Origin of the sequence: Amycolatopsis sp. NPDC049688 (assembly GCF_040674975.1) — a bacterium.
In the GTDB taxonomy this organism is placed as follows: domain Bacteria; phylum Actinomycetota; class Actinomycetes; order Mycobacteriales; family Pseudonocardiaceae; genus Amycolatopsis.
The window spans coordinates 76,106-101,135 of sequence record NZ_JBFANY010000020.1; the positions used below are offsets into that span (position 1 = coordinate 76,106).

The window sequence follows — 25,030 nt, forward strand, 5'->3', positions numbered from 1 at the left end:
GGGTCGCACCCGGGAAAACCGGGCGCGCGGTCACCGGCCGCTCCGCCACACTGATCCGGTGTTGCTGACCATCACCACGACCCGGAACCCCGCCACCGACCTGGGCTTCCTCCTGCACAAGCACCCGGAGAAGGCGCAGTCGGTCGTGCTGTCGGCCGGGACCGCGCACGTCTTCTACCCGGAGGCCGCGGCCGGCCGGTGCACCGTGGCGCTGTTCGTGGAGATCGATCCCGTCGAGCTCGTCCGCGGGGGCGGGACGTCGCTGACCCAGTACGTCAACGACCGGCCGTACGCCGGGGGCTCGTACCTCGCGGTCGCCCTGCGGGCCGCCTTCACGACGGCGCTCGCGGGCCGCTGTTCGGCGCGGCCGGAGCTGGTCGACGAGGCCTTCGACCTGGAGATCAAGCTGCCGTCGCTGTCCGCGCGCGGTGGGGCCGAGGTCGTGCACAAGCTGTTCGAGCCGCTCGGCTGGCGCGTTTCGGCGACGCCGATCCCGCTGGACCCGCAGTTCCCGCAGTGGGGCGACAGTCGCTATGTCGACTTGACGCTCACCGGCAGCCACCGGGTCGCCGACGCGCTGCGCCACCTGTACGTCCTGCTGCCCGCCCTCGACGGCGACAAGCACTACTGGGTCGGCCAGGACGAGGCCGACAAGCTGCTGCGCGCCGGCGACGGCTGGCTCGCCGGGCACCCCGAGCGGACGCTCATCACGAACCGCTACCTCGAGCGGCGCCGCCCGGTCGTCGCGTACGCGCTTTCTCGCTTGGCCGAGGCGAACGACGTCCCGGCGGAGGCCGAAGCGCTGGTCACGGAGGTGCCGGACAAGCCGGAGAGCCTCGCGTCGCAGCGTCACGGCAGCGTGCTCGCCGCGTTGCGGGCCACGGGCGCCCGGCGCGTGCTGGACCTCGGCTGCGGCTCCGGCGCACTGCTGCGCGTCCTCGAGCAGGAGCGGTCGTTCACCGAGATCGTCGGCGTCGACGTCTCGAGCAGCGCGTTGACCATCGCGGAGAAGCGGCTGAAGGACAATTCCCGCGTCACGCTGCGGCAGTCCGCCCTCACCTACGCCGATCCGGCGCTGGCCGGGTTCGACGCGGCCGTGCTCATGGAGGTCGTCGAACACGTCGACGAGGAGCGGCTGCCCGCGCTGGAACACGCCGTGTTCGGGGTCGCGGCGCCGCGCACGGTGCTCGTCACGACGCCCAACGCGGAGTACAACCGGCTGTTCGAGTTCCTGCCAACGGGGCATTTCCGGCACGCCGACCACCGGTTCGAATGGACCCGAGCCGAGTTCCGCGCCTGGGCGGACGGCGTCGCGACCCGGCGCGGCTACGACGTCCGGTACCTGCCGATCGGACCGGAGGACCAGGAATCGGGACCGCCGACCCAACTGGCGGTCTTCACCACCCAAAAGGAGGTGGCCGCGTGAAGCTGACCGTCCCCGACATGGCGCTCGTCGTGCTCGTCGGCGCTTCCGGCTCCGGCAAGTCGACGTTCGCGCGCACGCACTTCGCGCCGACGCAGGTGCTCTCCAGCGACTTCTTCCGCGGGCTCGTCGCCGACGACGAGAACGACCAGTCGGCCAGCGCCGACGCCTTCGACGCGCTGCACTACGTCGCGGCGAAGCGGCTCGCGGCCGGGCGGACGACCGTCATCGACGCGACGAACGTCCAGCGCGCGTCGCGGGCGAGCCTGGTGAAGCTGGCGAAGGAACACGACGTGCTGCCGACGGCGATCGTGCTCGACCTGCCGCTCGGCGTCTGCGTCGCGCGCAACGCCGGGCGGCCGGACCGCGACTTCGGCGACCACGTGGTCCGGCGGCAGCGCGGCGAGCTGCAGCGGTCGCTGAAGTCGCTGGAGCGCGAGGGTTTCCGGCGCGTGCACGTGCTGCGGTCCGAGGCCGAGGTGGCCGAGGCGGAGATCGTCGTCGAGCCGCTGCGCAACGACAAGCGCGAGCTGACCGGGCCGTTCGACGTGATCGGCGACGTCCACGGCTGCGCGGCCGAGCTCGAGGAGCTGCTGGCCGAGCTGGGGTACGCCGACGGCGTGCACCCGGACGGGCGGACCGCGGTGTTCGTCGGCGACCTCGTCGACCGCGGCCCGGACACCCCGGGCGTGCTGCGCCGGGTGATGGCGATGGCGTCGTCCGGCAACGCGCTGGTCGTGTGCGGGAACCACGAACAGAAGCTGGTGCGCGCGCTGCACGGGCGGAAGGTCAACGTCGCGCACGGGCTGGCCGAGTCGCTGGAGCAGCTCGGCGCCGAGAGCGAGGAGTTCCGCCGCCGGGTCCACGAGTTCTGCGACGGGCTGATCGCACACTACGTCCTCGACGGCGGCAAGCTCGTCGTCGCGCACGCGGGGCTGCCCGAGCGGTACCACGGGCGGGCGTCCGGGCGGGTGCGCAGCATGGCGCTGTACGGCGACACGACCGGCGAGACCGACGAGTACGGCCTGCCGGTGCGGCTGCCGTGGGCCCGCGACTACCGCGGCTCCGCGATGGTCCTCTACGGGCACACGCCGACGCTGGAGCCGGAGTGGGTCAACAACACGATGTGCCTCGACACCGGCGCGGTGTTCGGCGGGAAGCTGACCGCGCTGCGCTACCCGGAGCGTGAAGTCGTCTCGGTGAAGGCGCACCGGGTCTGGTACGAGCCTTCGCGCCCGCTCGATGCTTCACGGCCGTTGGGCGGGCGCGAGCCGGCGGTGCTGGAGCTGGCCGACGTCACCGGGAAGCGGATCGTGCAGACCGCGCACCACGGCCGCGTCGGCGTTTCGGCGGAGCAGTCGGCGGCGGCGCTGGAGGTGATGAGCCGGTTCGCGGTCGACCCGCGCTGGCTGGCGTACCTGCCGCCGACGATGGCGCCGTGCTCGACGTCGTCGCGGGCGGACTACCTGGAGCACCCGGAGGAGGCGTTCGCGGAGTACCGGGCGGCCGGCGTCGAAACCGTGCTGTGCGAAGAGAAGCACATGGGCTCGCGCGCCGTCGTGCTGGTCTGCCGGGACGAGGAGGTGGCGTACCGCCGCTTCGGCATCCGCGGCGGCGGCGCGGTGTACACGCGGACCGGCCGGCCGTTCTTCTCGGCCGCCCAGAACGCTTCGTTGCTGGCCGACGTCCGGACGGCGGCGGCCGGCCTGTTCGACGAGCTGGGTTCGGGCTGGCTGCTGCTCGACGCCGAGCTGCTGCCGTGGAGCGCGAAGGCCGGCTCGCTGATCGCGGACCAGTACGCGTCGGTGGGCGCGGCCGCCCAGGCGGTGCTGCCGTCCGCGGTCTCGGCGCTGACGACGGCGGCCGCGCGGGGCATCGACGTCTCGGACCTGCTGGCGCGGACGGCCATCCGTTCGTCCGCAGTGGACGCCTACCGGGCGGCGTACCGGCGCTACTGCTGGCCGACATCGGGGCTGGACGGCGTCCGGCTGGCACCGTTCCAGCTGCTGGCGTCCGAGGGGATGGCCTACCACGACCGGCCGCATGCGTGGCACCTGTCGATGTTGAAGCGGTTGCACGGACCGCGGTTCCAGCCGACCCGGACCCTCGAAGTGGACTTGACGGACACCGCGTCGATGGCACGGGGCGTCTCGTGGTGGGAGGAGCTGACGGCGGACGGCGGCGAGGGCATGGTCGTCAAGCCGGCGGGCAACCTGACGCGGGGGACGCGCGGGCTGGTCCAGCCGGGCGTGAAGGTGCGCGGGCGCGAGTACCTGCGGATCATCTACGGCCCGGACTACACGCTGCCGGAGAACCTGGAACGGCTGCGCAAGCGGGGGCTGAACCGCAAGCGCACGCTGGCGCTGCGTGAGTACGCGCTGGGGCTGGAGGCGTTGGAGCGTGTCGCGCGGGCCGAGCCGCTGTGGCGGGTGCACGAGTGCGTGTTCGCGGTGCTCGCGCTGGAGTCGGACCCGGTGGACCCGCGGCTCTGAAGCGCCCCGATGTGGCGTTCGGTGCGTTGGACGCAACCAACGCCACATGGGGGCGCTTGGGCCTGGCTAGTCGGACTTGGCCGAGGAGGCGCCGTTCGGCTGCTTCTTCTCCGGAGCCGGAGCCGGGGCCGGGGCCGGGGCGGAAGCCGGGGTCTCGGCCGCCTCGGGCTGCTCCTCGGCCGGCGGGTCGTCGAAGCTGGCCGGGACGCGCTTGAGGTGCTTGGTCATCGAGCGGACCAGGAAGGCCACCGCGATGAGGAACAGGATCAGCACCAGGAAGCCGACCGGGGAGGACTTGCCGAAGTCCTCCCCCTGCCCGCCGTTGTCGCCGTTGCCCGGCTGCTGCGCCCACACCAGGGCCGACGCGGTCACCGGGAGGGCCACGCCGGCCGGCAGCGTCAGACTCATGTGTTCACCTTCTCCTCGAGGCCGATGCCGGCGAACAGGTCGTCCTCCGGCAACGTGCTGTCGACCAGCGACTTGACCAGCTCGTACTCCTCGGTCGGCCAGGTCTCGCGCTGGATCTCCAACGGGACGAAGAACCAGCGGCTGTTCGGGTCGATCTGCGTGGCGTGCGCCTTGAGCGCCTCGTCCCGCACCTCGAAGTATTCACCGCACTCGACTCGGGTCGTCACCCGCTCCATCACATCGGCGCGATCCGGGTCCCACTTCGCCAGCCACTCGGTGTACGGCGACTCGAGCCCGGCCTCCTTCAGCGCCGCGTCGAAGGCCATCATCCGGGCCTTCGAGAAGCCGTGCATGTAGTACAGCTTCAGCGGCTGCCACGGCTCGCCGGCGTCGGGGAAGCGCTCCGGGTCCGGCGCCGCGTCCCACGCCGCCATCGTCACCTCGTGGGTGCGGATGTGGTCGGGGTGCGGGTAGCCGCCGTTCTCGTCGTAGGTGGTGATCACGTGCGGGCGGAACTCCCGGATCACGCGCACCAGCGCCTCGGTGGACTCCTCCAGCGGGACGACCGCGAACGACCCCTCGGGCACCGGCGGCAGCGGGTCGCCCTCCGGCAGGCCGGAGTCGACGAAGCCCAGCCAGCGCTGGCTCACCCCGAGGATCTTGGCCGCGCGGGCCATCTCCTCACGGCGGATCTCGGTCATGTTCGCCAGCACGTCGGGCCGGTCCATGGCCGGGTTCAGGATGCTGCCGGCTTCGCCCCCGGTGCAGGTGACGACCAGCACTTCGTGGCCCTCGGCGGCGTAGCGCGCCATCGTGGCGGCGCCCTTGCTCGACTCGTCGTCGGGGTGCGCGTGCACGGCCATCATGCGCAGGCGCGGGTTGGCGGTTTTCCTCAGCTCGTCGGCGTCCACCATGCTCCGAACGACTCCCCTTCTGCCCTTATTCCGCGACCCACCTGCGGGCCGCCCACCCAGCGGGCGGATACTCGGGTCGTACCCGCACCACCATTGTCCAGACGGGTACGACAAGAACGAGCAGGAGGCCCGGGTTGGCAGGCGGACCGGCGAAAACGGCCAGCGCCCCCGCGCTGCCCGAAGGCCGGTACGGCACCGGGCGCGCGACGGCGTCGCGGCGCTGGCGCCGCTGGCTCTTCCTGGCCATCGCCCTGCTGGTCAGCGGCCTGATCGCGTGGGTCGCGTACGTCAACCTCGGCTCGGCGCCGATCGACGCCGAGCGCATCGCGTTCAGCGCGAAACCGGGCAACGCGATGGAAATCACCCTGAACGTCACCCGAGACGACGACAGCAGGCCGGGCGTGTGCGTCGTCCGCGTCCGCGACAAGACCGGCGCCGAGAGCGGCCGCAAGGAACTCCTCATTCCCGCCGGCGCGAAGTACGACCGGATCAGCACGACGATCAAGAGCATCGGGGAACCGGTTACTGCAGACGTATTCGGCTGCTCGTACGACATACCACGCTATCTGTCAACCCCATAGCGGCCAACGGGGTGAACCGCGCGCTCAACGCCCAGGGCGCGGGGAAATAACGGGCGTCGACCTCTCGCGCCGTGATACTCTGAGCCCTCAGCACGGCCCGCGACGGGCCGTGTTTTTCCTTTATCTCAGCCACGCGGGCACCTACGCCCGCGTGGGCCGGCTTGAACACGCAAGCCTGGCAGGCCCGACGAGGAGATGGTGACCGTGAGCGACACCAAGGTGACCTGGCTCACCCAGGATGCCTACGACCGGCTCAAGCACGAGCTCGACGAAATGATCGAGAATCGTCCGGTCATCGCCGCGCGCATCAACGACAGCCGCGAAGAGGGCGACCTCAAGGAGAACGGCGGCTACCACGCCGCCCGCGAAGAACAGGGCCAGGCCGAGGCGCGCATCCGGCACCTGCAGGAGCTGCTGCGCTCGGCCAAGGTCGGCGAGGCGCCCGCGAACGACGGCACCGCCGGCCCCGGCAAGGTGCTCACCGTCCGCTACGAGGGTGACGACGAGGACGAGAAGTTCCTGCTCGCCACCCGCGAAGAGGGCGCCGAAGGCGAGCTCGACGTGTACTCCCCGGAGTCGCCGCTGGGCAAGGCCCTGCTCGGCGCCAAGGAGGGCGAGTCCCGCGAGTACGAGCTGCCCAACGGCAAGGTCCAGAAGGTGACGCTCGTCAAGGCGGTTCCGTACACCGACGAGAAGTGAGCACGGGCTAGCGTGTCCTCCCAGGATCCACATTCTGGGAGGACGAGACCGTGAGCACCGAACCGATGTGCCAGGCCTGCGGCATGCAGTACGCCGTGGCCCGCGACGACTGCCCGATCTGCGAGGACGAGCGCCAGTACGTCCCGCAGTCCGGGCAGCAGTGGACGAACCTGGCCACGCTCCGCGCGAGCGGCACGTACGCGCCGCGGATCGAGGAACAGGGCCCGGGCATCGTCGGCGTCGGCTCGAACCCCGGGTTCGCGATCGGGCAGCGCGCGCTGCTGGTGCGGGCCCGTTCCGGCAACTTCCTCTGGGACTGCGCGGCCTACCTCGACGACGCGCTGGTGGCACAGGTCCGCGAACTGGGCGGGATCACCGGCATCGCGATCAGCCACCCGCACTACTACACGACGATGGTGGAGTGGGCGCGCGCCTTCGACGTGCCGGTCTACCTGCACGAAGCCGACCAGCAGTGGATCGGGCGGCCCGACCCGGCGGTGAAGCTGTGGTCCGGCACCACGCTCGACGTGGCCGACGACCTGCGGCTGATCAACCTGGGCGTGCACTTCGACGGCGGCACGGTGCTGCACTGGCCGGACGGCGAGAACGGGCAGGGCGCGCTGCTGACCGGCGACATCGTGCAGGTCATCCCGGACCGGACGCACGTGGGCTTCATGTACAGCTACCCGAACCTGATCCCCGAGCGCCCGCACGTCGTCCGGCGCGCGGCGGAGCTGCTGGCGGGCTACCGCTTCGAGACGATCTACGGCGCGTGGTGGGACGCGATCGTGCGTTCCGACGGCTCCGAGGTCGTGCAGCGCTCGGCCAAGCGCTACCTGGCCCACGTCGCCGGCGAAGGCTGAGCCGTCAGCCCCGCGCGGTCCGCTCCAGCAGGGGGCGGACCCGCGGTGGCACCGGCGTCGACAACGCGATCGACGTCGACGTCCGCAGCACGTCCGGGACGCCGACCACCTCGTCGATCACCCGCTGCAGGTCGTCGTTGCCCCGGGCCACCATGCGGACGAACAGGTCGCCCTGGCCGGTCGTCGCGTGGACCTCGCACACCTCGTCGATCGCCGCCAGGGCCTCCGCGACCTCGGCGCGGCGGCCCTGCGCGATCTCCAGCACCGCGAACGCCGTCAGGCCGTAGCCCATCGCCGCCAGGTCGAGCTCCGGCGGGAAGCCGCCGAGGATGCCGCGCTCGGTCAGGCGGTCCAGGCGCGCCTGGACCGTGCCGCGGGCGACGCCCAGCCGGCGCGCGCACTCCAGCACCCCGAGGCGCGGTGAGTCCGTGAGCAGCAACAGCAGTCGCGCATCCAGCGCATCCAGGTTCTCGGACATGCACAGATTGTCCACGATGACCGCCGTCTCCGGGCAGACACTGGTCAGATTGTCCAGCAAAATCGGAGACCATTGCGCATCTTGACTCGAAGGGATGATCCTTCGAGGTATGACCCAGACTGCCGAACCCCAGGGTGCCCTCGACGACGTCAGCTACGACCAGCTGCGTCAGCTGGTCGGGCTCGTCGATCACGACGCCACGGCCGACCCGTTCCCGGTCAAGGCCATGGACGCGGTGGTGTTCATCGCCGGCAACGCCACCCAGACCGCCTGGTACTACCAGATCGCGTTCGGGATGCAGCTCGTCGCGTACTCCGGTCCCGAAACCGGGGTCTTCGAGCGCAAGTCCTACGTGCTGAAGTCCGGCTCGGCCCGGTTCGTCATCACCGGCGGCGTGAAGCCGGACTCGCCGCTGCTCGACCACCACCGCAAGCACGGCGACGGCGTCATCGACCTGGCGCTGGAGACCACCGACGTCGACAAGTGCGTCGAGCACGCCCGCGCGCAGGGCGCGACCATCCTCGAGGAGCCGCACGACGTCTCCGACGAGCACGGCACCGTCCGCATGGCGGCCATCGCGACCTACGGCGAAACCCGCCACTCGCTGGTCGACCGGTCGCGCTACACCGGTGTCTACCTGCCCGGCTACGAGCCGCGCGAGAGCACGGTCAAGCGGCCCGAGGGGGCGCCGAAGCGTCTGTTCCAGGCCGTCGACCACTGCGTCGGCAACGTCGAGCTCGGCAAGATGGACTACTGGGTCGACTGGTACCACCGCGTCATGGGCTTCGTGAACATGGCGGAGTTCGTCGGCGACGACATCGCGACCGAGTACTCGGCGCTGATGAGCAAGGTCGTCTCGAACGGCAACCACCGGGTGAAGTTCCCGCTGAACGAGCCGGCCGTGGCGAAGAAGAAGTCGCAGATCGACGAGTACCTCGAGTTCTACGACGGTGCCGGCTGCCAGCACATCGCGCTGGCCACCAACGACATCATCGCGACGGTGACGGCGATGCGCGCCGCCGGCGTCGAGTTCCTCGACACGCCGGACTCCTACTACGACGACCCGGAGCTGCGCGCCCGGATCGGCAACGTCCGCGTGCCGATCGAGACGCTCAAGGAGCACAGCATCCTGGTCGACCGCGACGAGGACGGCTACCTGCTGCAGATCTTCACCAAGCCGATCGGCGACCGGCCGACCGTGTTCTACGAGCTGATCGAGCGCCATGGCTCGCTCGGCTTCGGCAAGGGCAACTTCAAGGCGCTGTTCGAGGCGATCGAGCGTGAACAGGAGCGCCGCGGCAACCTCTGACCCATCTCGGCGAAGGCCACCATCGGGCACCTCCGGGTCCCCTATGGTGGCCTTTGGCGTTTCCCGGGAACCGATGGGCCCCGGGATCCGTCAGTGTGGGGAAGCAGAGAGAAGGGGCCGTGATGCCGGACAGCATCGACGCCAGCGACGCGATGATCGACAACTGGACCAAGCGGCTCGAGGAGAACGCCGCCCGGTACCAGGCGCTGGCCGATCGCATGCAGGGCCAGACGGTCACCGAGCGGTCGAAGGACGGCACCGTCCAGGTGACGATCGACTCGCGCGGGCTGCTGAAGAACCTCGTCATCGCCGAGACGGCGGCCGGGAAGCGGATGGCCGAGGTGTCGGCGCAGGTCATGCAGCTGGTGCAGCGGGCGCAGGCGCGGATCCCGGAGCTGCTGCAGCAGGCGATGACCGAGACCACCGGCACCGGCGACCAGGCCGCGGCGGAGATCGTCCGGGAGGCGCAGAGCACGTTCCCGGAGCCGCCGGCCGAGCCCGAGCCGGCGTTCCCGGAGCCCGACCGCGTCCGGCGGTTCCTGCCGGAGGACACCGAGGAGCCGCCGCGCACGCCGCCGGCCCCGCCCGCGCCGCCCGCGCAGCCGCCGCGGCGCCGCCGTCCGGTCGACGACGATGACGACGACTTCGGCGGGCCGATTCTTTCCTGAGGGGGAAACCGATGACGGATGTGGAACTCAGCACCGACCTGACGGCGCACGCGAAGCAGCTCGACGCCATCGGTGACGGGCTGCAGCAGGCCGTCGACGCGGCGAACCAGGTGAGCATGCCGACCGACGCGTACGGCATCCTCTGCCAGCCGTTCCGGATGCTGCTCGACCCGGTGGAGCAGTACGGGATCGACGCGCTCAAGGACGCCGTGCAGGCGATGACGGCGGTGTCGGGCAAGGTCCGCGAGGCCGCGGCGGCGTACCACAAGTACGAAGGCGGCGTCGCCGACGACCTGAACAAGTCCGTGGACGGTGCCTGATGCCCGAGGGGAACCCGCTCGTCGCGGAGGCCAAGAAGGACCCGGACGGGCCGGGCGCGTTCACGGCGGGCAACGGCGACTACGGCTGGGCCGGCGGCATCGGCATCGCCGAGTCGTCGATGGACGCGTTCAACGGCATCAAGGACGGCGACTGGGTTTCCGGCGGTCTCGGGATGCTTTCGCTGGCCGGGGAGATCGCCGGCGCGGCGATCGACCCGTTCGGGTACCTGATGTCGTCGGTGGCGTCGTTCCTGATGGAGCACGTGCAGCCGCTGAAGGACATGCTGGACTCGGTGGCGGGCAACCCCCCGGTGATCCAGTCCTATGCGGACACCTGGGGCAACGTCTCGAAGGCGCTCGGCGAGCGGAAAACGGACTTCGACAACGCGGTCAAGAACGGCACGACGGGCTGGACGGGGGCGGGCGCGGACGCTTATCGCGCCTTTGCCGCCGAGCATTCGGACGCATTGTCGGGCGCGGCGACCGTGGCCGGTGCGATCAGCACGGTCACGATGATCATGGGCCAGGTCGTGTCGTTCGTGCGGGAGACCGTGCGGCAGCTGATCGCGGACCTGGTCGGCAAGCTGATCGCGTGGGTGATGGAGGAGGTCTTCAGCCTCGGCTTCGGCACGCCGGTCGTGGTGGCGCAGGCGACGGCCGCGATCGCCAAGTGGGGCAAGAAGATCGGGGAGCTGCTCAAGAAGCTGACCGACACGATCCGGAAAGTGTCGCCGCTGCTGTCGAAGCTGGTGGACCTGTTCGAGAAGATCGCGAAGGTCTTCGGGAAGGTGCTGGGCAAGGTCAGCGGACTGGACGGGCTGAAGGTCAAGGAAGGCGGCTTCGTCCGGAAGATCCCGAAGGAGGGCGGCGGGGTCCATGCGCGCGCCCACGGGGAGGGCGGCTCGGGCGACGGCGGCCACGCGGACGGTGATTCGCCGAGTGCCGATCCGGCGGATTCCTCGCCGGACGGGGGTGCCGAGGCCGGTTCTCGCCGGGGGTCGGGCCGGGACGGATCGTCATCTCGCGCGGAGGACGGCCCGTCACCTGTGGGTGACGAGTCGCCGGACGGCAGTCCTTCGGCGGTTCGCTCGGGGGATGGCGGCGGGTCCGCGACACGGTCGGGGGACGGGAGTTCTTCGCCGGGGCGGGGCGGGGACGGCCCGTCGCACGTCGGCGAGAGTAATCCGGCTTCCACCGGGGATAGCTCACCGTCGCATGTCGGCGACGACAGTCCGGCGCCCACCAGGGGCGGGGACAACAGCCCGTCGCGCGTTGGCGACAACAGTCCTGCGCCGGCTAGGGGCGGGGATAACTCGCCGTCGCATGTGGGCGACAACAACCCAGCGCCTACGAGGGCTGGAGACAACACCCCGTCGCATGGTGGCGACAACAGCCCCGCCCCCACCAGGGCCGGGGACAACAGCCCGTCGCGCGTCGGCGACAGCAACCTCGCCCCCACCAGGAGCGGGGACAGCTCACCATCGCACGTCGGCGACAGCAACCCCGCCCCCACCAGGAGCGGGGATAACTCACCGTCGCATGTCAGCGACAGCAACCCCGCCCTGACCAGGAGCGGGGACAGCTCACCGTCGCACGTCGGCGACAACAGCCCTGCCCCGACCAGGAGCGGGGATAACTCGCCGTCGCACGTCGGCGACAACAACCCCGCCCCCACCAGGGCCGGGGACAGCTCACCGTCGCATGTCGGCGACAGCAGTGCGGCTCCCGCGCACTCCGGTTCGGCCGGTCGTGCCGATGGGGGTGCTCCGCCCGCCGCACGGACCGATGGGCCGGGGGCGCACTCCGGGGCCGATACGCCGAGCAGTGCCGCGCCACCGCGGGTCGATGGCTCCACCTCGGCCAGCGGGACCGCTCCCACCGCTCCGCGGACCGGTGAGCCCGGGACTTCGGTGCCGTCGCCGCGCGGTGGCGGGGACGGCCTTCCCCCGCAGGGTGGCCAGCCGGCCATGGGCGGCATGCCGCCCGGAGGTGGCGCGCCCGGCGGCGGTGGGCTCGGCGGCGGTTCGCCGCGTCCCGGCGGCGGTGGCGGCTGGACCGGCACCCCGGGCAGCCCCGGAGCCCCGCACGTCGACGCCCCGGCCCGCCCCCGCCCCGGCGGCGACCTGCCCGGCGGGCGCCCACGCACCCCCGACGCCCCGGCCCCCGCGGCCCGCGGGTTCGGCCCCGGCACCCACAGCCCGGAAACTCGCCCCGGCGGGCCCACGCCCGGCACTCGCGGACCGGAAACCCGGCCCGGCGGGCCCACGCCGGGCAGCCACGGCCCGGACACCCGCCCCAGCAGCCCCACACCCAACACCCGCGGCCCGGAGACCAGGCCAGGCAGCTCCGCACCCGCCACCCACGGCCCCGACACCCACCCCAGCAACCCCACGCCCAGCACCCAAGGCCCCGGCCACACCCACCCCGGCGATCCCCACGGCGGCGCCACCCCCGATCCCCACACCGACACCCCCCACCACCACGACAACCCACCCCCCGACCCCGACGCCCCGACCCCCCACGACCCGCTCCCCCCGGACGAGGTCAACGCCCGGCACGCCGAAAGCACCCCCTCCGGCAGCTCCTACCACGCCGGCGATCCCGACATGGGCGATCTGCCGCACCGCGTCCAACCCGATCCGGACGGCCGCTACACCGTCGACGTGCACGTCACGCCCGATGGCCACGCCCGGATCGGCGATCGCCTCTACACTCCCGAGGAATTCGCGGATGTCCTGCGCCGCAACGGGGACTACGACGGCCGGCCGATTCGGCTGATCGGGTGCGATGCGAGCTCGAACGACTTCGCGCACCGGCTTTCCCGTGAGCTCGACACCGAAGTTCTCGCGCCCAGCAAACCCGCGTGGACCGACTCGCACGGGCGAGTCTTCTCCTCCGACTACGAAATCGGACCCGATGGGCGAATGCGGCCGCGGATTCCGCCGGACGGGGAATGGAGCGTCCACCACCCCGACGGCACGACGCACGCCGCCGGGGACAGTGGGTTCGCGCCGGACACGCGGCACCACGAGCCGCACGACGTCGATGCCGATAGCGCCCGGCACCGCGGGGACGACGACACTCGCCAGCGCCAGAACCCCGCGCCGGACCACGACCCCGACGCCCCGGCGCCGCGGCACGTTCCCGAGGACCGGAACCCGCTGTCGCGGCAGCAGGAACACGACCTCACCGATCCGCAGCGGCAGGCCGAGGTCCGGCGGAACCCGCAGCACGGCACGGACTTCACCCCGACCGGCGGCGAGCACGTGCCGGTCGGGCCGGGCAGCACGCACCCGGACGCGCCGCGGCCGCCGCACGCCGGGGAGCCCTTCCCGGACGGCCAGCCGCTGCAGCCGAACCGGTCCTACCAGGTGGTCGACGCCGACGGGAACCCGCGCGGCACCTACCACACCGATGACACCGGCCGGGTCACGCACATCGACACGTCGCACCCGAACGTGCCGCCGCGGCTGGCCGACGGCAGCCCGAACCCGGCCTACCACCCCAACCCCGACGTCACCCACCCGCACCCGGACACGACCTACCGGGTGGAGATCGACGGCCACCACCAGACCTTCCACACCGACGCCGACGGCGTGCCGCACCCCTCGGTGCAGTACCACCGGCCGGACTTCGAGGGCCCGACGGTCGAGATCGACCGGAACCACCCGAACGCCCCGGGCCCGAAGCAGTCCTTCGCCGAGGGCGGGCCGTACGAACCGCACCGCCGGTACGACGTCACCGACTCCAACGGCGTCCACCGCGGCGCCTTCTACACCGACGCGAACGGCCACGTCCGGTGGGCAGAGGTCGACTCGGGCCGGATCGCCCGGACGAACCCGGACTGGCGCGGCATCGAAAACCTGCCGGGCAACCCCGAAGTCCACCTGCGGCAGCGGTTCGAGCCCGGCGGGGTGCCGAACGACTTCCACGACCCCGCCCGGTTCCAGGGCGCCCGGCAGCACGACGTCCGCCTGCCCAGCAGCAGGTCCTTTTTGGACAGCCACCCGGACCTCGAGCCGAACTCCCGGTACGTCGTGCACAGCAGCTACGGCAGCGGCCAGAACCGGTTCGAACAGATCCGGTCGGTGTACTGGACCGACGCCAACGGGAACGTCGCGGCGGTCGAAACCTTCCGGCCGCACCACCCGGACCTCAACAACCCGGCGCCCAACATGGTCTACGACGTCGACGGCGGCCGCTTCACCTACCAGACCGGCCCGCACGTCGACGGCGGCCCGTCCCAGACCGTGCACGGCCACTCGCAGCGGCCCGAGGTCGCGGACGAGTGGGAGCTCTCCCGGCGGGACGGCACGGCGCAGGGCGAGTCGGGCCGGCTCGGCGCGGGCATGGGGCTCTACGACGGCGGGCACATCGCCGGCAACCAGTTCCGCGGCCCCGGCGAGCTGATCAACATGATGTCCCAGTGGCGGCCGCAGAACCAGGGCTGGCCCAACCAGGCCGGGGCCGACCACTGGTACGCGTTCGAAACCGACCTGGCCAACCACCTCAAGAACGGGGGCACGATCGACGGCATCGACGTGTTCCCGCTGCGGCACGACGGCGAGCTGGTGCCCCACACCATCCAAGTACGGTGGGTCGAGGTCGGCGCCGACGGCAAGCCGATCGTCCACCTGCGCAGCTTCACCAACACCCCGCCCGGAGCGTCCTGATGCGACCGGCCGCGGCACCAGAAAGGACCGGCACACATGCCTCGTGACGCCTCGCAGTGGCGGGAGCAGTCGCACGAAGTGGGCAACGCCCTCGTCGACGTCGCGCCCGCGGGATGGCGGCGGATCGACCTGGTGAGCCGGGTCAACGTCGACGTCCAGGACTTCGTGCTGACCGTGCTGATGACCGACGGCAGGCAGGCGACCGTCCCGGTGCCGGACCGGGTCGTGCCCGCCGTGCGCCGCATGCGCGACGCCTACTACGTGCCGGGTGAAGGCACCTGGTTCTCGATGCGGTACATGATCGACGCGCCGGGGAGCGTCAAGACGCTGTTCAACCTGGACTGGGACCCGCACTGGGCGCCGTCGATCGACCCGGCCGGGTGGGTGCGCGACCTCGAGGCCTACCCGCGCGACCCGGAGCACATCCAGCCCTGGCTGCGCGCCCGGCTCGCCGAGGCGGGCCGGCCGGTGCCCGAGAACGCTCCGCCCGCGCGGCCGCAGCCGCCGCTGGACCCGGTGGGCCAGAACTGGTACTGGGACGCGGTCTCGAACATCGTCGCCCTGAACGCGCCGCCGGACTGGGCGCAGGTGCTGCTCACCTACCGGGCGATCGGCGGGTACACCGAGTTCCCGGTGATGGTCCGCCGGGCCACCGACGGCGGCCTGGCGCTGTGGCAGCCGCCACGGGAGGTCGCCGAGCTGCTCGCCGAGCTGCGGACGGCCATGTACGTCCCGGACCGGGGCACCTGGTTCCAGGCCGTCGCGCACGTCGCGCTCAACTCGAGCGTCGAGTACACATACACGTGGGACGACGAGCCGGCGTGGGACGGGTCCCGGCCGGTGGCCGAGTTCGCCCGTGAGCTCGCGCAGTTCCCGCGGCGGGGTGAGGCGCTGCCGGGCTGGCTCGCCGAAGCCGCCGGGGCCGCGGCGGCCCCGCCCGCTCCGGCGGATCCGGAAACGGCGGCGAAGGAAGCCCTGCGCGCGGCCGAGGACGCCGCGGCCGAGCTGGAGATCCCGTCGGCCGGCTACCGCATCGGCGAGGTCGCCGACGGCGCCTGGTGCCTGGTGCGCGAGGGCGACGGCTGGGCGGTCTTCCTGGCCCAGGGCGGCGAACGGCTCGACGCGGCGACGTTCCCGACGGCGGTGGCGGCCGTCCGCTACTTCGTGGGGCACCTCTACCTGAACCGCACGGCGTTGCGCGGCGAACTGCCCCCGGACGCCAAGCGCCCCACCGCGGACTGGCCGATCCAGCCCGTCGGCGGGGACGCGGGACTGCAGATGTACGGCGGGAAACGCCTGGTCACCCTGCCGCCGGGAACCGAGATGGACCGCTACGGCGACTCGAGCGGCAACACCGCGTACGTCGCGCGGACCGAGTGGCCCCACCGGTCGGAGCCCGACGAGGTCCAGGGGTGGGCCTACCACGTGTACCGGCTGCGCCGGCCCGTGCGGGCCGTCACCGGCACCGTCATCGCCTGGTACGACCAGCCCGGCGGCGGGACGGCGTACGTGCTGGAGCGGTCCTTCGCCGACCTGCTGGCCGACGGCGCCGCCGAGGAGATCCCGCAGGCGACCACGCGGCCGCCGTCGCCGGAACAGGGCTGAGCCATGACCACACCACCGGTGCCGCTGGGCCCGGAACAGCAGCAGCAGCTCGTCCACCGGATCGGGCACGGGCTGGCTTCGATGGCGCCGCCCGGCACGTGGCGGCAGATCCGGGCCGAATACCGGGCGGTCGGCAGGCACATCGAGGCCGACGTGGTCGTCACGGGCCAGGACGGCGTGCCCCGCCCGGTCCAGCCGCCCCCGGAGCTGCTCCAGCTCCTGGGCACGCTGCGCGCGGGCATGTACCGGCCGGGCATCGGGACCTGGCTGGGCGCGGTGCTGACCGTGGACCCCGTCCAGGGCGTCGGCGCGGACTTCGGGTCCGACCGCGAACCGCAGTGGCGGCGCACGCCGCCGCCGATCGGCTTCCAGGACGAGCTGCGTGCCTTCCCGCGCGCCGACCAGCACATCCCCGAGTGGCTGCGCCGGCGCGCCGCGGGCCCGGCGCCGTCGGAGGGGATCCGGACCCCGCGCATCCACGACGGCGTCGACGCGGCGGGCCGCCCGCTCGTCCGGCGGCCGCCGGTGCCGCCGGCCGAGGTCGAGCCGGTGCTCGCCTACCTCGACGCGGCCCCGGTGATCCTGGCGTCCCGCAGCAACGGGCCCGACGCGTTCGATCCCTCGCGCACGGACGCCGTGCCGCTGAACTTCCGCACGGACGGCGTGTGGGCGTGGCCCGGCGCGGTTGCGTACTACCTGCGTGAGCACGGTGTGCCGCCGGACCCGGACCTGCTCGCGCACCTGCGCGCCCGGCGGTTCGCCGCGCCGGCCGAGGTCGGTGCAGCGGCCAAGGACCTCGCCCTGGCCGCGATCACCGGTCCTCAGACCACGGTGTAACCCGCGTTGGTCAGCGCCACCTCGACCTCTTTGCAGTGCTCCGGGCCGCGGGTCTCCAGCGCGAGCACGACGTCGGCCTCGCCGAGGTCGAGGCTGCCGGAAATCCGCGAGTGCTCGACGTCGAGGACGTTCGCGCCCAGCTCGCTGACGCACGAGAGCACGCCGACCAGCGAGCCCGGGCGGTCCGGGACCCGCAGGTGCAGCCGCAGGTAGCGGCCGCCGGCCGTCATGCCGTGCTGGATGATCTGCAGCAGCAGCACCGGGTCGACGTTGCCGCCGGAGAGGACGGCCACCACCGGCGGCTCGAACACGCCGGGGTGCTGCAGGAGCGCGGCGACCGTTGCCGCGCCGGCCGGCTCGACCACCAGCTTCCGGCGTTCCAGGCAGAGCAGCACGGCCCGGGACAGCGACTGTTCGGTCACCGTGACGACGTCGTCGACCAGGGACTCGACGTGGGCGAAGCTGACCAGGCCGGGCTCGCCGACCGCGATGCCGTCGGCCATGGTCGAGGTCTGGCTGAGCCGCACCGGTGCGCCCGCGGCCAGCGACGGCGGGTACGCCGCGGCTTCCTCGGCCTGGACGCCGACGACCCGGACGTCCGGGCGCAGCGCCTTCACCGCCGACGCGACCCCGCCGACCAGCCCGCCGCCGCCGGTCGCGACCAGGACGGTCTTCACCCCCGGCACCTGTTCGAGGATCTCGAGGCCGACCGTGCCCTGGCCGGCGATGACGTCGGGGTGGTCGAAGGGGTGGATGAACACCGCGCCGGTCCGCTCGCCGAACTCGACGGCGGCCCGGAGCGTCTCCTCGAGGAGGGCGCCGTGGAGGTGGACCTCGGCGCCGTAACCGCGAGTGGCGGCCAGCTTCGGCAGCGGCGCCCGCAGCGGCATGAAGACGGTGGACTTGGCGCCGAGCAGCGACGACGCCAGCGCGACGCCCTGCGCGTGGTTGCCGGCGCTGGCCGCCACGACGCCCCGCTCGCGTTCGGCCTCGGTCAGGCCGTGGATACGGGTGTAGGCGCCGCGGATCTTGAACGACCCGGTCCGCTGCAGGTTTTCGCACTTCAGGTACACCGGACCGCCGTGGAGCCGGCGCAGGTCGCGCGCGTGCTCCATCGGCGTCACCCGGGTCACTCCTTTGAGGAGTTCCCGGGCGGCCTGGATCCGCTCGAGGGTGACGAGTTCCATGCGCCGGACTATGCCACTCAGGAACTCCACAGGTTGACCGGACCGAGAGCCGGGTACCCTGGGTCGCGTCAACACGCGGTAAACAAGGAGCAACCATGGCACCGGGGAACGACGCGAACACGGCCCGACGGGCTCGCGCCACCCGCTCCGCCGGCCTGCTCCCCCTGGTGATCGGCGTGGCCTCGGCGGCCGCGCTCACCGGAGCGGCGTACCTGACGGTGGACAGCGCCTCGTGCGGCGCGCCGGCCCAGTACATCCGGCACGACAGCCACGTCGAGCTGGTCGGCGGCTGTGTCGACGGTTCGAACCTGCCGGTCACCCGCGGGCCGGCCACCGGCGCCGTCGTGCACGGCAACTACAACCCCTGACCTGGTGGGTTACCCCGGTGTGCCCGGGGAACACGAAAGTGCCTTCTTCCGCGGTTCCGGCCGCTCCCCGATGATCATCGGGTGACCACCGTTTACGAGCCGGGCCGCGGTCCCGGACCCGCCCGGCCCACCGAAGAAGCGTCGAGCCGGCTGCTGAGCGCCCACAGCCTGGGTGCGCTGGCCACCGTCAACCGCGCGGGCCACCCGCACCTGTCGACCGTCGCCTACGCCTGGGATCCGGCAGAGCGCGTGGTGCGGATCGGGTCGGCCGCGGGGCGGGCGAAGGTCCGCCAGCTCGCGAACAACCCCCGTGCGTCGCTCTACGTCAGCAGCGAAGACCACCTGGCGTTCGCGGTCGCCGAGGGCGTGGCCGAAGTGTCACCGGTCAGCACGGTGCCCGGCGACGAGACCGGCCGGGCCCTGCTGGCCATGCAGGCGCCGTTCGACGACCCCGGGGACGAGGCCGCGTTCCTGCGGAACATGGTCGAGGACCGCCGCGTGGTCATCCGGCTCCGGGTGGACCGGCTCTACGGCGGCGGCCTCGACGTCGGCTGACGAACGGCTCAGTCCAGCGCGGCCAGCAGGTCCGCGACCAGGTCCCGGCCGTCCTCGATGCCGACCGAAAGGCGGAGCAGGTCGGCCGGGACCTGCAGCGTCGAGCCCGCCGTGCTGGCGTGGGTCATCTTGCCCGGGTGCTCGATCAGGGACTCGATGCCGCCGAGGGACTCCGCCAGGATGAACAGCTTCGTGCGCGAAGCCACCTCCAGGGCCGCCTGCTCGCCGTCCGCGTGGCTGAACGACACCATTCCGCCGAAGCGGCGCATCTGCTTCGCCGCCGTCTCGTGGCCCGGGTGCTCCGGCAGGCCCGGGTAGTAGACCTTCGCCACCTTCGGGTGCTTGACCAGCGCCTGCACGATCTTCTCGGCGTTGTCGCTATGCCGCTCCATGCGCAGGGCGAGGGTCTTGATGCCGCGCAGTGTCAGCCACGCGTCGAACGGGCCCGGCACCGCGCCGGCGGCGTTACGCAGGTAGAAGAACTGCTCGCGCAGCTCGTCTTCGTTCGTGATGATCGCGCCGCCGACGACGTCGGAGTGGCCGCCGAGGTACTTCGTCGTCGAGTGCAGGACGATGTCGGCCCCCAGGGCCAGGGGGTTCTGCAGGTACGGCGTGGCGAAGGTGTTGTCGACCACCAGGCGGGCGCCGGCGTCGTGCGCGACCCCGGCCAGCGCCGCGATGTCGGCGATGCCGAGCATCGGGTTGGTCGGCGACTCGCACCAGATCAGCTTGGTCTCGGGGCGGATGGCCGCGCGCACCTCGTCGAGGTCCGCCAGGTCGGCGACGGTGTGCTCGACGCCCCAGAGGCTGAGCACCTTGTCGATCAGGCGGAACGTGCCGCCGTAGGCGTCGTTGCCGAGCACGAGGTGGTCACCGGGGCGGAGGGTACTGCGCAGCACCACGTCGGAGGCCGCCATGCCGGAGGCGAAGGCCAGCGCGTGCCGGCCGCCTTCCAGCGAGGCCAGCGCCTCCTCCAGCGCCGACCGGGTCGGGTTCGCGGTGCGCGAGTACTCGTAGTCGCCCTCGCGGGTCCCGCCCACGCCGTCCTGCGCGTAGGTCGAGGTCTGGTAGATCGGCACGATGACCGCGCCGGTGCGGGGGTCGGGCTTCTGACCGGCGTGGATCGCGCGCGTCTCGAAGCCCAGTACGGAGTAGTCGTCCACCATTGGCACAGCGTACGGCGAAGCCCTGACATTCCCGTCAGGTGGGACGGATCTCAGTGCCGGGTCCACCGGCGGGTGGCCGGCAGGAGCGTGAGCACCAGGATCGCCACGAACGGCAGCGCGACGACGACCCGGCGCAGCGCCAGCTGCTCGATCCCCGTCGGCCCGCCCGCGACGAAGTAGATGCGCTGGTAGAGCAGCACGGTGCCGACGATCGGCGCGACCAGGCCGAGCACCGCGCCGATCAGCGTCAGGGCCCGGCCCAGTTCCGTGCGGACGAGCAGCAGGGTGCCACCGAGCAGGAGCACCAGGCCGACGAAGGCGTCGGTGACCTGACTGGGGATCAGCAGCGGTTCCTGGCTCAAGCCCAGCCAGCCGAACATGAAGACACCCGCCACGAACCACAGCCCGCCGAGCACGGCGAGCACTCCGGCGGCGACCGCGGTTCGCGCACCGGGCTTCGGCGGCGCCGCGACGGCCACCTACCAGCCCCGCGACGAATAGGCGCCCTGGCCGGACAGGACGGGCAGCGTGGACGTGCGGTAGCGCAGGTAGCGGAACGTCGGCGGCAGGAACGCCAGGACCAGCACGAGCACGGCCAGCGCGGCCAGGCCGACGCGGTCGGCCATCGCGAACCCGCCGTGGGTGAACATCGCGTCGGCGAACCGGGCCGGCGGCACGCCCACCGACAGCGGCTCGGTCAGCAAGGCCCCGATGGCCAGCAGCGCGCCCAGGCCGAGCAGGACCGCTCCCGCCGTCGCGCGGAACAGCGTCGCCAGCGAACCGAGCAGCAGCACGAGCCCTGCGACGACGTAGCCGGCCAGGTCCACCAGCACCCACGCCGGCAGCGCGCCGAGGCTGAATTCGGCCGGCATGTCGAGGAAGATCTTCACCGGCACGTATCCCGCGGCGACCGCGGCCGGAAATCCGAGCATCCCGGCGAGGACCGCCGTTACGCCGGATGGCCTATTCGATGAATACGAATGCGAATGCGACACCGGGTGTCCGTACGGACCGGTCACAACTCCCCCATCAGCCGAGCGCGGGACGACGGCGCTCACCCTAACCGGAATGGGGAGAAAGAAGCCGGAAACGGAACGGAATTCGGCCGGACGGCGGAACCCAAGATCATTTTTGTGCGGTAACGGCAAAAATCCTGTCACGCGATCACGGCAGAACCACTACGCCTCGCTTTTGTCCTTTTCGGACAATGGCGTACCGGGCCGTGAATGCACCGTGCCCCGGACCGAACCGGCTCCGGGGCACGAATGCTGCGTCAGGTCACCACTGCTGCTGCGGCGGCTGGCCGGGCTGGCCGAACCCGCCGCTCGGCGGGCCCTGCTGGCCCGGCGGCTGGCCCCAGCCCTGCGGCGGCTGCCCCGGCTGCTGCGGGTAGCCGTGCGGCGGCTGACCCGGCTGGCCGTAGCCGCCCGGCTGCTGCTGCGGCGGCTGGCCCGGCTGCGGGAAGCCCCCGCTCGACGGCTGCGGGAACCCGCCGCTGGACGGGTTGGGTCCGCCCGGCTGACCGTAGGCCGGCGGCTGGCCGTACCCCTGCGGCGGCTGGCCGTAGCCGCCCTGCTGCTGGCCGAACCCGCCCGGCTGCCCGGGCTGCCCCGGCTGGCCGAACCCGCCCGGCTGCTGCGGGCCACCGAAGCCCTGCGGCCCGCCGAAGCCCTGCGGCCCGCCCGGCGCGGCACCGCCGCCGCCACCGAGGCCGGTGTACTGCGCGGTGGCCGGGATGAGCGCGAGGACACCCACGATGAGGATGAGGATGCCGAAGATCAGCGGCGGGAGCCCGAGGCCGAAGGTGTCCTTCTCGGACGCCGACGCCTGCGCGAGCGTCTCGGCGTTGGGAGTGATGCCGATCTTGAGCAGCAACGCGAAGAGCGTGAGCACGGCACCGCCCGCGACGACCGCGATCGGCACGAACTTCCGGATCCCGCCCAGCCGGCCCGCCAGCGCCAGGCCGATGCCGCCGGCCAGGGAGATCAGGGCACCGAGGCAGATCATGATCACGTAGAACCAGACCGTGCCCGGGCCGACGATCCCGGCCGAGTCGAGCACCCGGTCGATCGCCTCCTGGTTCGGGGCGCGGTCGAAGATCGCCGAGTAGTCGCTCGCGTCGCCCATGTAGACGAACGAGTAGATCAGCGCGACAAGGGCGAACAGCGCGACCAGGCCCCCGGCGATGTAGCCGTGGAGCTGCCGGTTGCCCGCGGCGGCCGGGGCGCCGAACTGCGGCGGCTGACCGCCGAAGCCCGGCTGCTGCGGGCCACCGAAACCGGGGGCGCCGAAGCCCTGCGGCGGCTGGCCCGGCTGGCCGAACCCGCCCGGCTGCTGGCCGAACCCACCCGGCTGCCCGGGCTGGCCCGGCTGCCCGAACCCGCCCGGCTGCTGGCCGTAACCACCCGGCTGGCCGAACGCCGCGGCCGGGTTGTCGGCCGCGCTCGGCGGCGGGGTGTACGGGATCGCCGGCGGCTGGGAGCCCGGGGGCACCAGCTGCGTCGAGTCCGCGACCGGCGCGTCACCGCCGCCGGCCGGGTTCACCATCTGGGTCGCGTTCGCGTCGAACGGCGGCATCGCCTGGGTCGCCCCGGCCCCGCCCTCCCCCGGCCGGACGACCTGGGTCGGCTCCGGCGTCTCCCCGAACGGGGAACCGCCCTCCTGCTGGGCGGGCTGCACGACCTGGGTCGGCTCCGGGCTGCCGAACGGGTTGTCCTGCTGCGGCTGGGGGCCACTCGGCGGGCCCTGAGGTGGCTGGCCGCCACCCCACGGCTGGTTCGGTGGCTGCGGTGCACTCATGTGGGTCTTGAACCCCCTTGACGAGGACGCGAAAGTTCTGTACTCGCGCTCACGCTATCGGATCACCCGGCCGGGCGCTCGTAACGCCCCGGCCGGGTGCGCCGATCAAGGACCTTCACAGCTCCCGCTCAGCGACCGGCGAGGAAGCCCAGGAGGTCGTGCCGGGTGACGACCCCGGCGGGCTTGCCGTCGACCAGCACGAGCGCGCCGTCCGCGCCCTCGAGAGCCGTCATCGCCGCGCTCACCTGCTCGCCGCCGCCGATCGTCGGCAGCGGCGGGGACATGTGCTGCTCGAGCCGGTCGGCCAGCTGCGCCTTGCCGGTGAACAGCGCGTCGAGCAGGTCGCGCTCGTTGACGGCGCCGACGACCTCGGCGGCCATCACCGGCGGCTCCGCGCTGACCACGGGCATCTGGCTGACACCGAATTCGGAGAGGATCGCGATGGCCTCGGCGACCGTCTCGTTCGGGTGCGAGTGCACCAGCGCCGGCAGGTGACCGCTCTTCTTCGTGAGCACGTCGGCGACCGTCGCGCCGGAGGAGTCGGGCGGCAGGAAGCCGTAGGAGGACATCCAGGTGTCGTTGAACACCTTCGTCATGTACCCGCGGCCGCCGTCGGGCAGCAGCACGACCACGACGTCGTCCTCGGTGAGCCGTTCGGCCAGCTTGAGCGCGGCGGCGACGGCCATCCCGCAGGAGCCGCCGACCAGCAGGCCCTCCTCGAGCGCGAGTCGGCGGGTGATCTGGAAGGAGTCGGCGTCGGAGATCGGGATGATCTCGTCGGCGATGGTGCGGTCGTAGGTGTCCGGCCAGAAGTCCTCGCCGACGCCTTCGACCAGGTACGGCCGCCCGCTGCCGCCGGAGTAGACCGAGCCCTCCGGGTCGGCGCCGACCACCTGCACGCGGCCGTCGCTGACCTCCTTGAGGTACCTGCCGGTGCCGGAGATCGTGCCGCCGGTGCCCACGCCCGCGACGAAGTGCGTGATCTTGCCGTCGGTCTGCTTCCACAGCTCGGGGCCGGTGGAGAGGTAGTGGCTTTCGGGGTTCTGCGGGTTGGCGTACTGGTTGGGCTTCCAGGCGCCGTCGATCTCGCGGACCAGCCGGTCGGAGACGTTGTAGTAGGAGTCGGGGTGCTCGGGCGCGACCGCCGTCGGGCACACCACGACGCGGGCGCCGTACGCCTTGAGCACGTTGCGCTTGTCCTCGCTGACCTTGTCCGGGCAGACGAAGACGCACTGGTAGCCCTTGCGCTGGGCGACCATGGCCAGCCCGACCCCGGTGTTGCCGGACGTCGGCTCGACGATCGTGCCGCCGGGCCGCAGCTCACCGGAGGCTTCGGCGGCCTCGATCATGCGCAGCGCGATGCGGTCCTTGACCGAGCCACCCGGGTTCAGGTACTCGACCTTGGCCAGCACGAGCGGCTTGAGCCCCTTGGTCAACGAGTTCAGCTTGACCAGCGGGGTGTTGCCCACGAGGTCTGCGATGTGCTCTGCGTACTCCACGGCACCAGCCTACTGTGCCGATCGTTGCTGATCCGACCACAGCCACGGCCGCATGGCTTCGGAGCGCAGGTCACGCGCCGCTCGGGGGAGCGGCCTACTTTGGCCGGATCAGCAACCCGCCTACCGGCCGTGCTGTCCAGTCGTGCGCGATCGGACCCCGAGCGGACTCCGGGTGCGCGTCGGCGA

The 25,030-nt window shown here is 72.1% G+C and carries 22 protein-coding genes; 13 read left to right on the forward strand and 9 right to left on the reverse strand.

The genetic code is table 11. From position 1 onward, the window contains the following. Nucleotides 1-58: 58 nt before the first annotated feature. Nucleotides 59-1,426, forward strand: coding sequence for a 3' terminal RNA ribose 2'-O-methyltransferase Hen1 (locus AB0J55_RS40155; RefSeq protein ID WP_364261378.1), 1,368 nt, complete (start codon nt 59-61; stop codon nt 1,424-1,426). Then, nucleotides 1,423-3,915, forward strand: a complete 2,493-nt coding sequence (locus AB0J55_RS40160; protein ID WP_364261381.1) for a polynucleotide kinase-phosphatase — start codon at nt 1,423-1,425, stop codon at nt 3,913-3,915. Before AB0J55_RS40155 ends, AB0J55_RS40160 begins: the two co-directional genes overlap by 4 nt. A gap of 66 nt (nt 3,916-3,981) precedes the next feature. On the opposite strand, the gene AB0J55_RS40165 is transcribed toward AB0J55_RS40160, so the two are convergent. Then, nucleotides 3,982-4,323, reverse strand: coding sequence for a hypothetical protein (locus tag AB0J55_RS40165; protein WP_364261384.1), 342 nt, complete (start codon nt 4,321-4,323; stop codon nt 3,982-3,984). Continuing rightward, nucleotides 4,320-5,237 (reverse strand): mycothiol conjugate amidase Mca, encoded by a 918-nt coding sequence (mca, locus tag AB0J55_RS40170; protein WP_364261387.1) that lies wholly within the window; start codon nt 5,235-5,237, stop codon nt 4,320-4,322. The genes AB0J55_RS40165 and mca overlap by 4 nt, the downstream gene beginning before the upstream one ends. A gap of 134 nt (nt 5,238-5,371) precedes the next feature. Here mca and AB0J55_RS40175 point away from each other — a divergent pair, with 134 nt between their 5' ends. From AB0J55_RS40175 to AB0J55_RS40185, 3 genes are all read left to right on the forward strand, one after another. Further along, nucleotides 5,372-5,818 carry a DUF4307 domain-containing protein gene (locus AB0J55_RS40175; RefSeq protein ID WP_364261389.1) on the forward strand — a complete coding sequence of 149 codons (447 nt, stop codon included), beginning with the start codon at nt 5,372-5,374 and terminating at the stop codon, nt 5,816-5,818. A 195-nt stretch (nt 5,819-6,013) separates the two neighbouring features. Then, nucleotides 6,014-6,517 carry a transcription elongation factor GreA gene (gene greA, locus AB0J55_RS40180; protein ID WP_033263569.1) on the forward strand — a complete coding sequence of 168 codons (504 nt, stop codon included), beginning with the start codon at nt 6,014-6,016 and terminating at the stop codon, nt 6,515-6,517. Nucleotides 6,518-6,567: 50 nt separating this feature from the next. Next, nucleotides 6,568-7,380 carry an MBL fold metallo-hydrolase gene (locus tag AB0J55_RS40185; protein ID WP_364261392.1) on the forward strand — a complete coding sequence of 271 codons (813 nt, stop codon included), beginning with the start codon at nt 6,568-6,570 and terminating at the stop codon, nt 7,378-7,380. Between the two features lie 4 nt (nt 7,381-7,384). Here AB0J55_RS40185 and AB0J55_RS40190 read toward each other — a convergent pair whose 3' ends face one another. Then, nucleotides 7,385-7,858, reverse strand: a complete 474-nt coding sequence (locus AB0J55_RS40190; protein ID WP_364261395.1) for an Lrp/AsnC family transcriptional regulator — start codon at nt 7,856-7,858, stop codon at nt 7,385-7,387. Nucleotides 7,859-7,967: 109 nt separating this feature from the next. Here AB0J55_RS40190 and hppD point away from each other — a divergent pair, with 109 nt between their 5' ends. The 6 genes from hppD to AB0J55_RS40220 all read left to right on the forward strand — a co-directional run bounded on the left by hppD (nt 7,968) and on the right by AB0J55_RS40220 (nt 17,270). Further along, nucleotides 7,968-9,167, forward strand: coding sequence for a 4-hydroxyphenylpyruvate dioxygenase (hppD, locus tag AB0J55_RS40195; RefSeq protein ID WP_364261398.1), 1,200 nt, complete (start codon nt 7,968-7,970; stop codon nt 9,165-9,167). Nucleotides 9,168-9,289: 122 nt separating this feature from the next. Next, nucleotides 9,290-9,835, forward strand: coding sequence for a YbaB/EbfC family nucleoid-associated protein (locus tag AB0J55_RS40200; RefSeq protein WP_364261401.1), 546 nt, complete (start codon nt 9,290-9,292; stop codon nt 9,833-9,835). A gap of 11 nt (nt 9,836-9,846) precedes the next feature. Further along, on the forward strand, nt 9,847-10,155 hold the full coding sequence (locus AB0J55_RS40205) for a type VII secretion target (protein WP_103337020.1): 309 nt from the start codon (nt 9,847-9,849) through the stop codon (nt 10,153-10,155). Continuing rightward, nucleotides 10,155-14,828 (forward strand): hypothetical protein, encoded by a 4,674-nt coding sequence (locus tag AB0J55_RS40210; RefSeq protein WP_364261406.1) that lies wholly within the window; start codon nt 10,155-10,157, stop codon nt 14,826-14,828. The genes AB0J55_RS40205 and AB0J55_RS40210 overlap by 1 nt, the downstream gene beginning before the upstream one ends. Before the next feature lie 36 nt (nt 14,829-14,864). Then, nucleotides 14,865-16,433 (forward strand): TNT domain-containing protein, encoded by a 1,569-nt coding sequence (locus AB0J55_RS40215; RefSeq protein WP_364261409.1) that lies wholly within the window; start codon nt 14,865-14,867, stop codon nt 16,431-16,433. A gap of 3 nt (nt 16,434-16,436) precedes the next feature. Next, nucleotides 16,437-17,270, forward strand: a complete 834-nt coding sequence (locus AB0J55_RS40220; RefSeq protein WP_364261412.1) for a ferredoxin — start codon at nt 16,437-16,439, stop codon at nt 17,268-17,270. Here the strand turns inward: AB0J55_RS40220 and ilvA are convergent. Beyond that, on the reverse strand, nt 17,255-18,457 hold the full coding sequence (gene ilvA / locus AB0J55_RS40225) for a threonine ammonia-lyase (RefSeq protein WP_364261415.1): 1,203 nt from the start codon (nt 18,455-18,457) through the stop codon (nt 17,255-17,257). The two genes, AB0J55_RS40220 and ilvA, sit on opposite strands and share 16 nt — an antisense overlap. Before the next feature lie 95 nt (nt 18,458-18,552). On the opposite strand from ilvA, the gene AB0J55_RS40230 reads away from it, so the two are divergent. Together AB0J55_RS40230 and AB0J55_RS40235 are read left to right on the forward strand one after the other, a co-directional pair. Beyond that, on the forward strand, nt 18,553-18,825 hold the full coding sequence (locus AB0J55_RS40230) for a hypothetical protein (RefSeq protein ID WP_364261418.1): 273 nt from the start codon (nt 18,553-18,555) through the stop codon (nt 18,823-18,825). 81 nt (nt 18,826-18,906) lie between these two features. Next, nucleotides 18,907-19,380 carry a TIGR03618 family F420-dependent PPOX class oxidoreductase gene (locus AB0J55_RS40235; protein ID WP_364261421.1) on the forward strand — a complete coding sequence of 158 codons (474 nt, stop codon included), beginning with the start codon at nt 18,907-18,909 and terminating at the stop codon, nt 19,378-19,380. 8 nt (nt 19,381-19,388) lie between these two features. Here AB0J55_RS40235 and AB0J55_RS40240 read toward each other — a convergent pair whose 3' ends face one another. From AB0J55_RS40240 to AB0J55_RS40260, 5 genes are all read right to left on the reverse strand, one after another. Further along, a complete protein-coding gene (locus AB0J55_RS40240) occupies nt 19,389-20,546 on the reverse strand; it encodes a cystathionine gamma-synthase (protein ID WP_364261424.1) in 1,158 nt (385 codons plus the stop codon). A gap of 50 nt (nt 20,547-20,596) precedes the next feature. Beyond that, nucleotides 20,597-21,025, reverse strand: a complete 429-nt coding sequence (locus tag AB0J55_RS40245) for a hypothetical protein (protein WP_364261427.1) — start codon at nt 21,023-21,025, stop codon at nt 20,597-20,599. Then, entirely contained in the window at nt 21,026-21,478 is a 453-nt protein-coding gene (locus tag AB0J55_RS40250; RefSeq protein WP_364261430.1) for a hypothetical protein, read from the reverse strand. 346 nt (nt 21,479-21,824) lie between these two features. Then, nucleotides 21,825-23,345: a hypothetical protein gene (locus AB0J55_RS40255; RefSeq protein WP_364261433.1), complete on the reverse strand. Its 1,521-nt coding sequence runs from the start codon at nt 23,343-23,345 to the stop codon at nt 21,825-21,827. A gap of 128 nt (nt 23,346-23,473) precedes the next feature. After that, entirely contained in the window at nt 23,474-24,844 is a 1,371-nt protein-coding gene (locus tag AB0J55_RS40260; RefSeq protein WP_364261436.1) for a cystathionine beta-synthase, read from the reverse strand. Nucleotides 24,845-25,030: the final 186 nt, after the last annotated feature.

Coding starts and splice junctions, on each gene's coding strand:
- AB0J55_RS40165 (WP_364261384.1), bottom strand. CDS start 4,323: ATGAGTCTGACGCTGCCGGCCGGCGTGGCCCTCCCGGTGACCGCGTCG.
- mca (WP_364261387.1), bottom strand. CDS start 5,237: ATGGTGGACGCCGACGAGCTGAGGAAAACCGCCAACCCGCGCCTGCGC.
- greA (WP_033263569.1), top strand. CDS start 6,014: ATGGTGACCGTGAGCGACACCAAGGTGACCTGGCTCACCCAGGATGCC.
- AB0J55_RS40190 (WP_364261395.1), bottom strand. CDS start 7,858: ATGTCCGAGAACCTGGATGCGCTGGATGCGCGACTGCTGTTGCTGCTC.
- hppD (WP_364261398.1), top strand. CDS start 7,968: ATGACCCAGACTGCCGAACCCCAGGGTGCCCTCGACGACGTCAGCTAC.
- AB0J55_RS40200 (WP_364261401.1), top strand. CDS start 9,290: ATGCCGGACAGCATCGACGCCAGCGACGCGATGATCGACAACTGGACC.
- AB0J55_RS40205 (WP_103337020.1), top strand. CDS start 9,847: ATGACGGATGTGGAACTCAGCACCGACCTGACGGCGCACGCGAAGCAG.
- AB0J55_RS40210 (WP_364261406.1), top strand. CDS start 10,155: ATGCCCGAGGGGAACCCGCTCGTCGCGGAGGCCAAGAAGGACCCGGAC.
- AB0J55_RS40215 (WP_364261409.1), top strand. CDS start 14,865: ATGCCTCGTGACGCCTCGCAGTGGCGGGAGCAGTCGCACGAAGTGGGC.
- AB0J55_RS40220 (WP_364261412.1), top strand. CDS start 16,437: ATGACCACACCACCGGTGCCGCTGGGCCCGGAACAGCAGCAGCAGCTC.
- ilvA (WP_364261415.1), bottom strand. CDS start 18,457: ATGGAACTCGTCACCCTCGAGCGGATCCAGGCCGCCCGGGAACTCCTC.
- AB0J55_RS40230 (WP_364261418.1), top strand. CDS start 18,553: ATGGCACCGGGGAACGACGCGAACACGGCCCGACGGGCTCGCGCCACC.
- AB0J55_RS40240 (WP_364261424.1), bottom strand. CDS start 20,546: ATGGTGGACGACTACTCCGTACTGGGCTTCGAGACGCGCGCGATCCAC.
- AB0J55_RS40250 (WP_364261430.1), bottom strand. CDS start 21,478: ATGCTCGGATTTCCGGCCGCGGTCGCCGCGGGATACGTGCCGGTGAAG.
- AB0J55_RS40255 (WP_364261433.1), bottom strand. CDS start 23,345: ATGAGTGCACCGCAGCCACCGAACCAGCCGTGGGGTGGCGGCCAGCCA.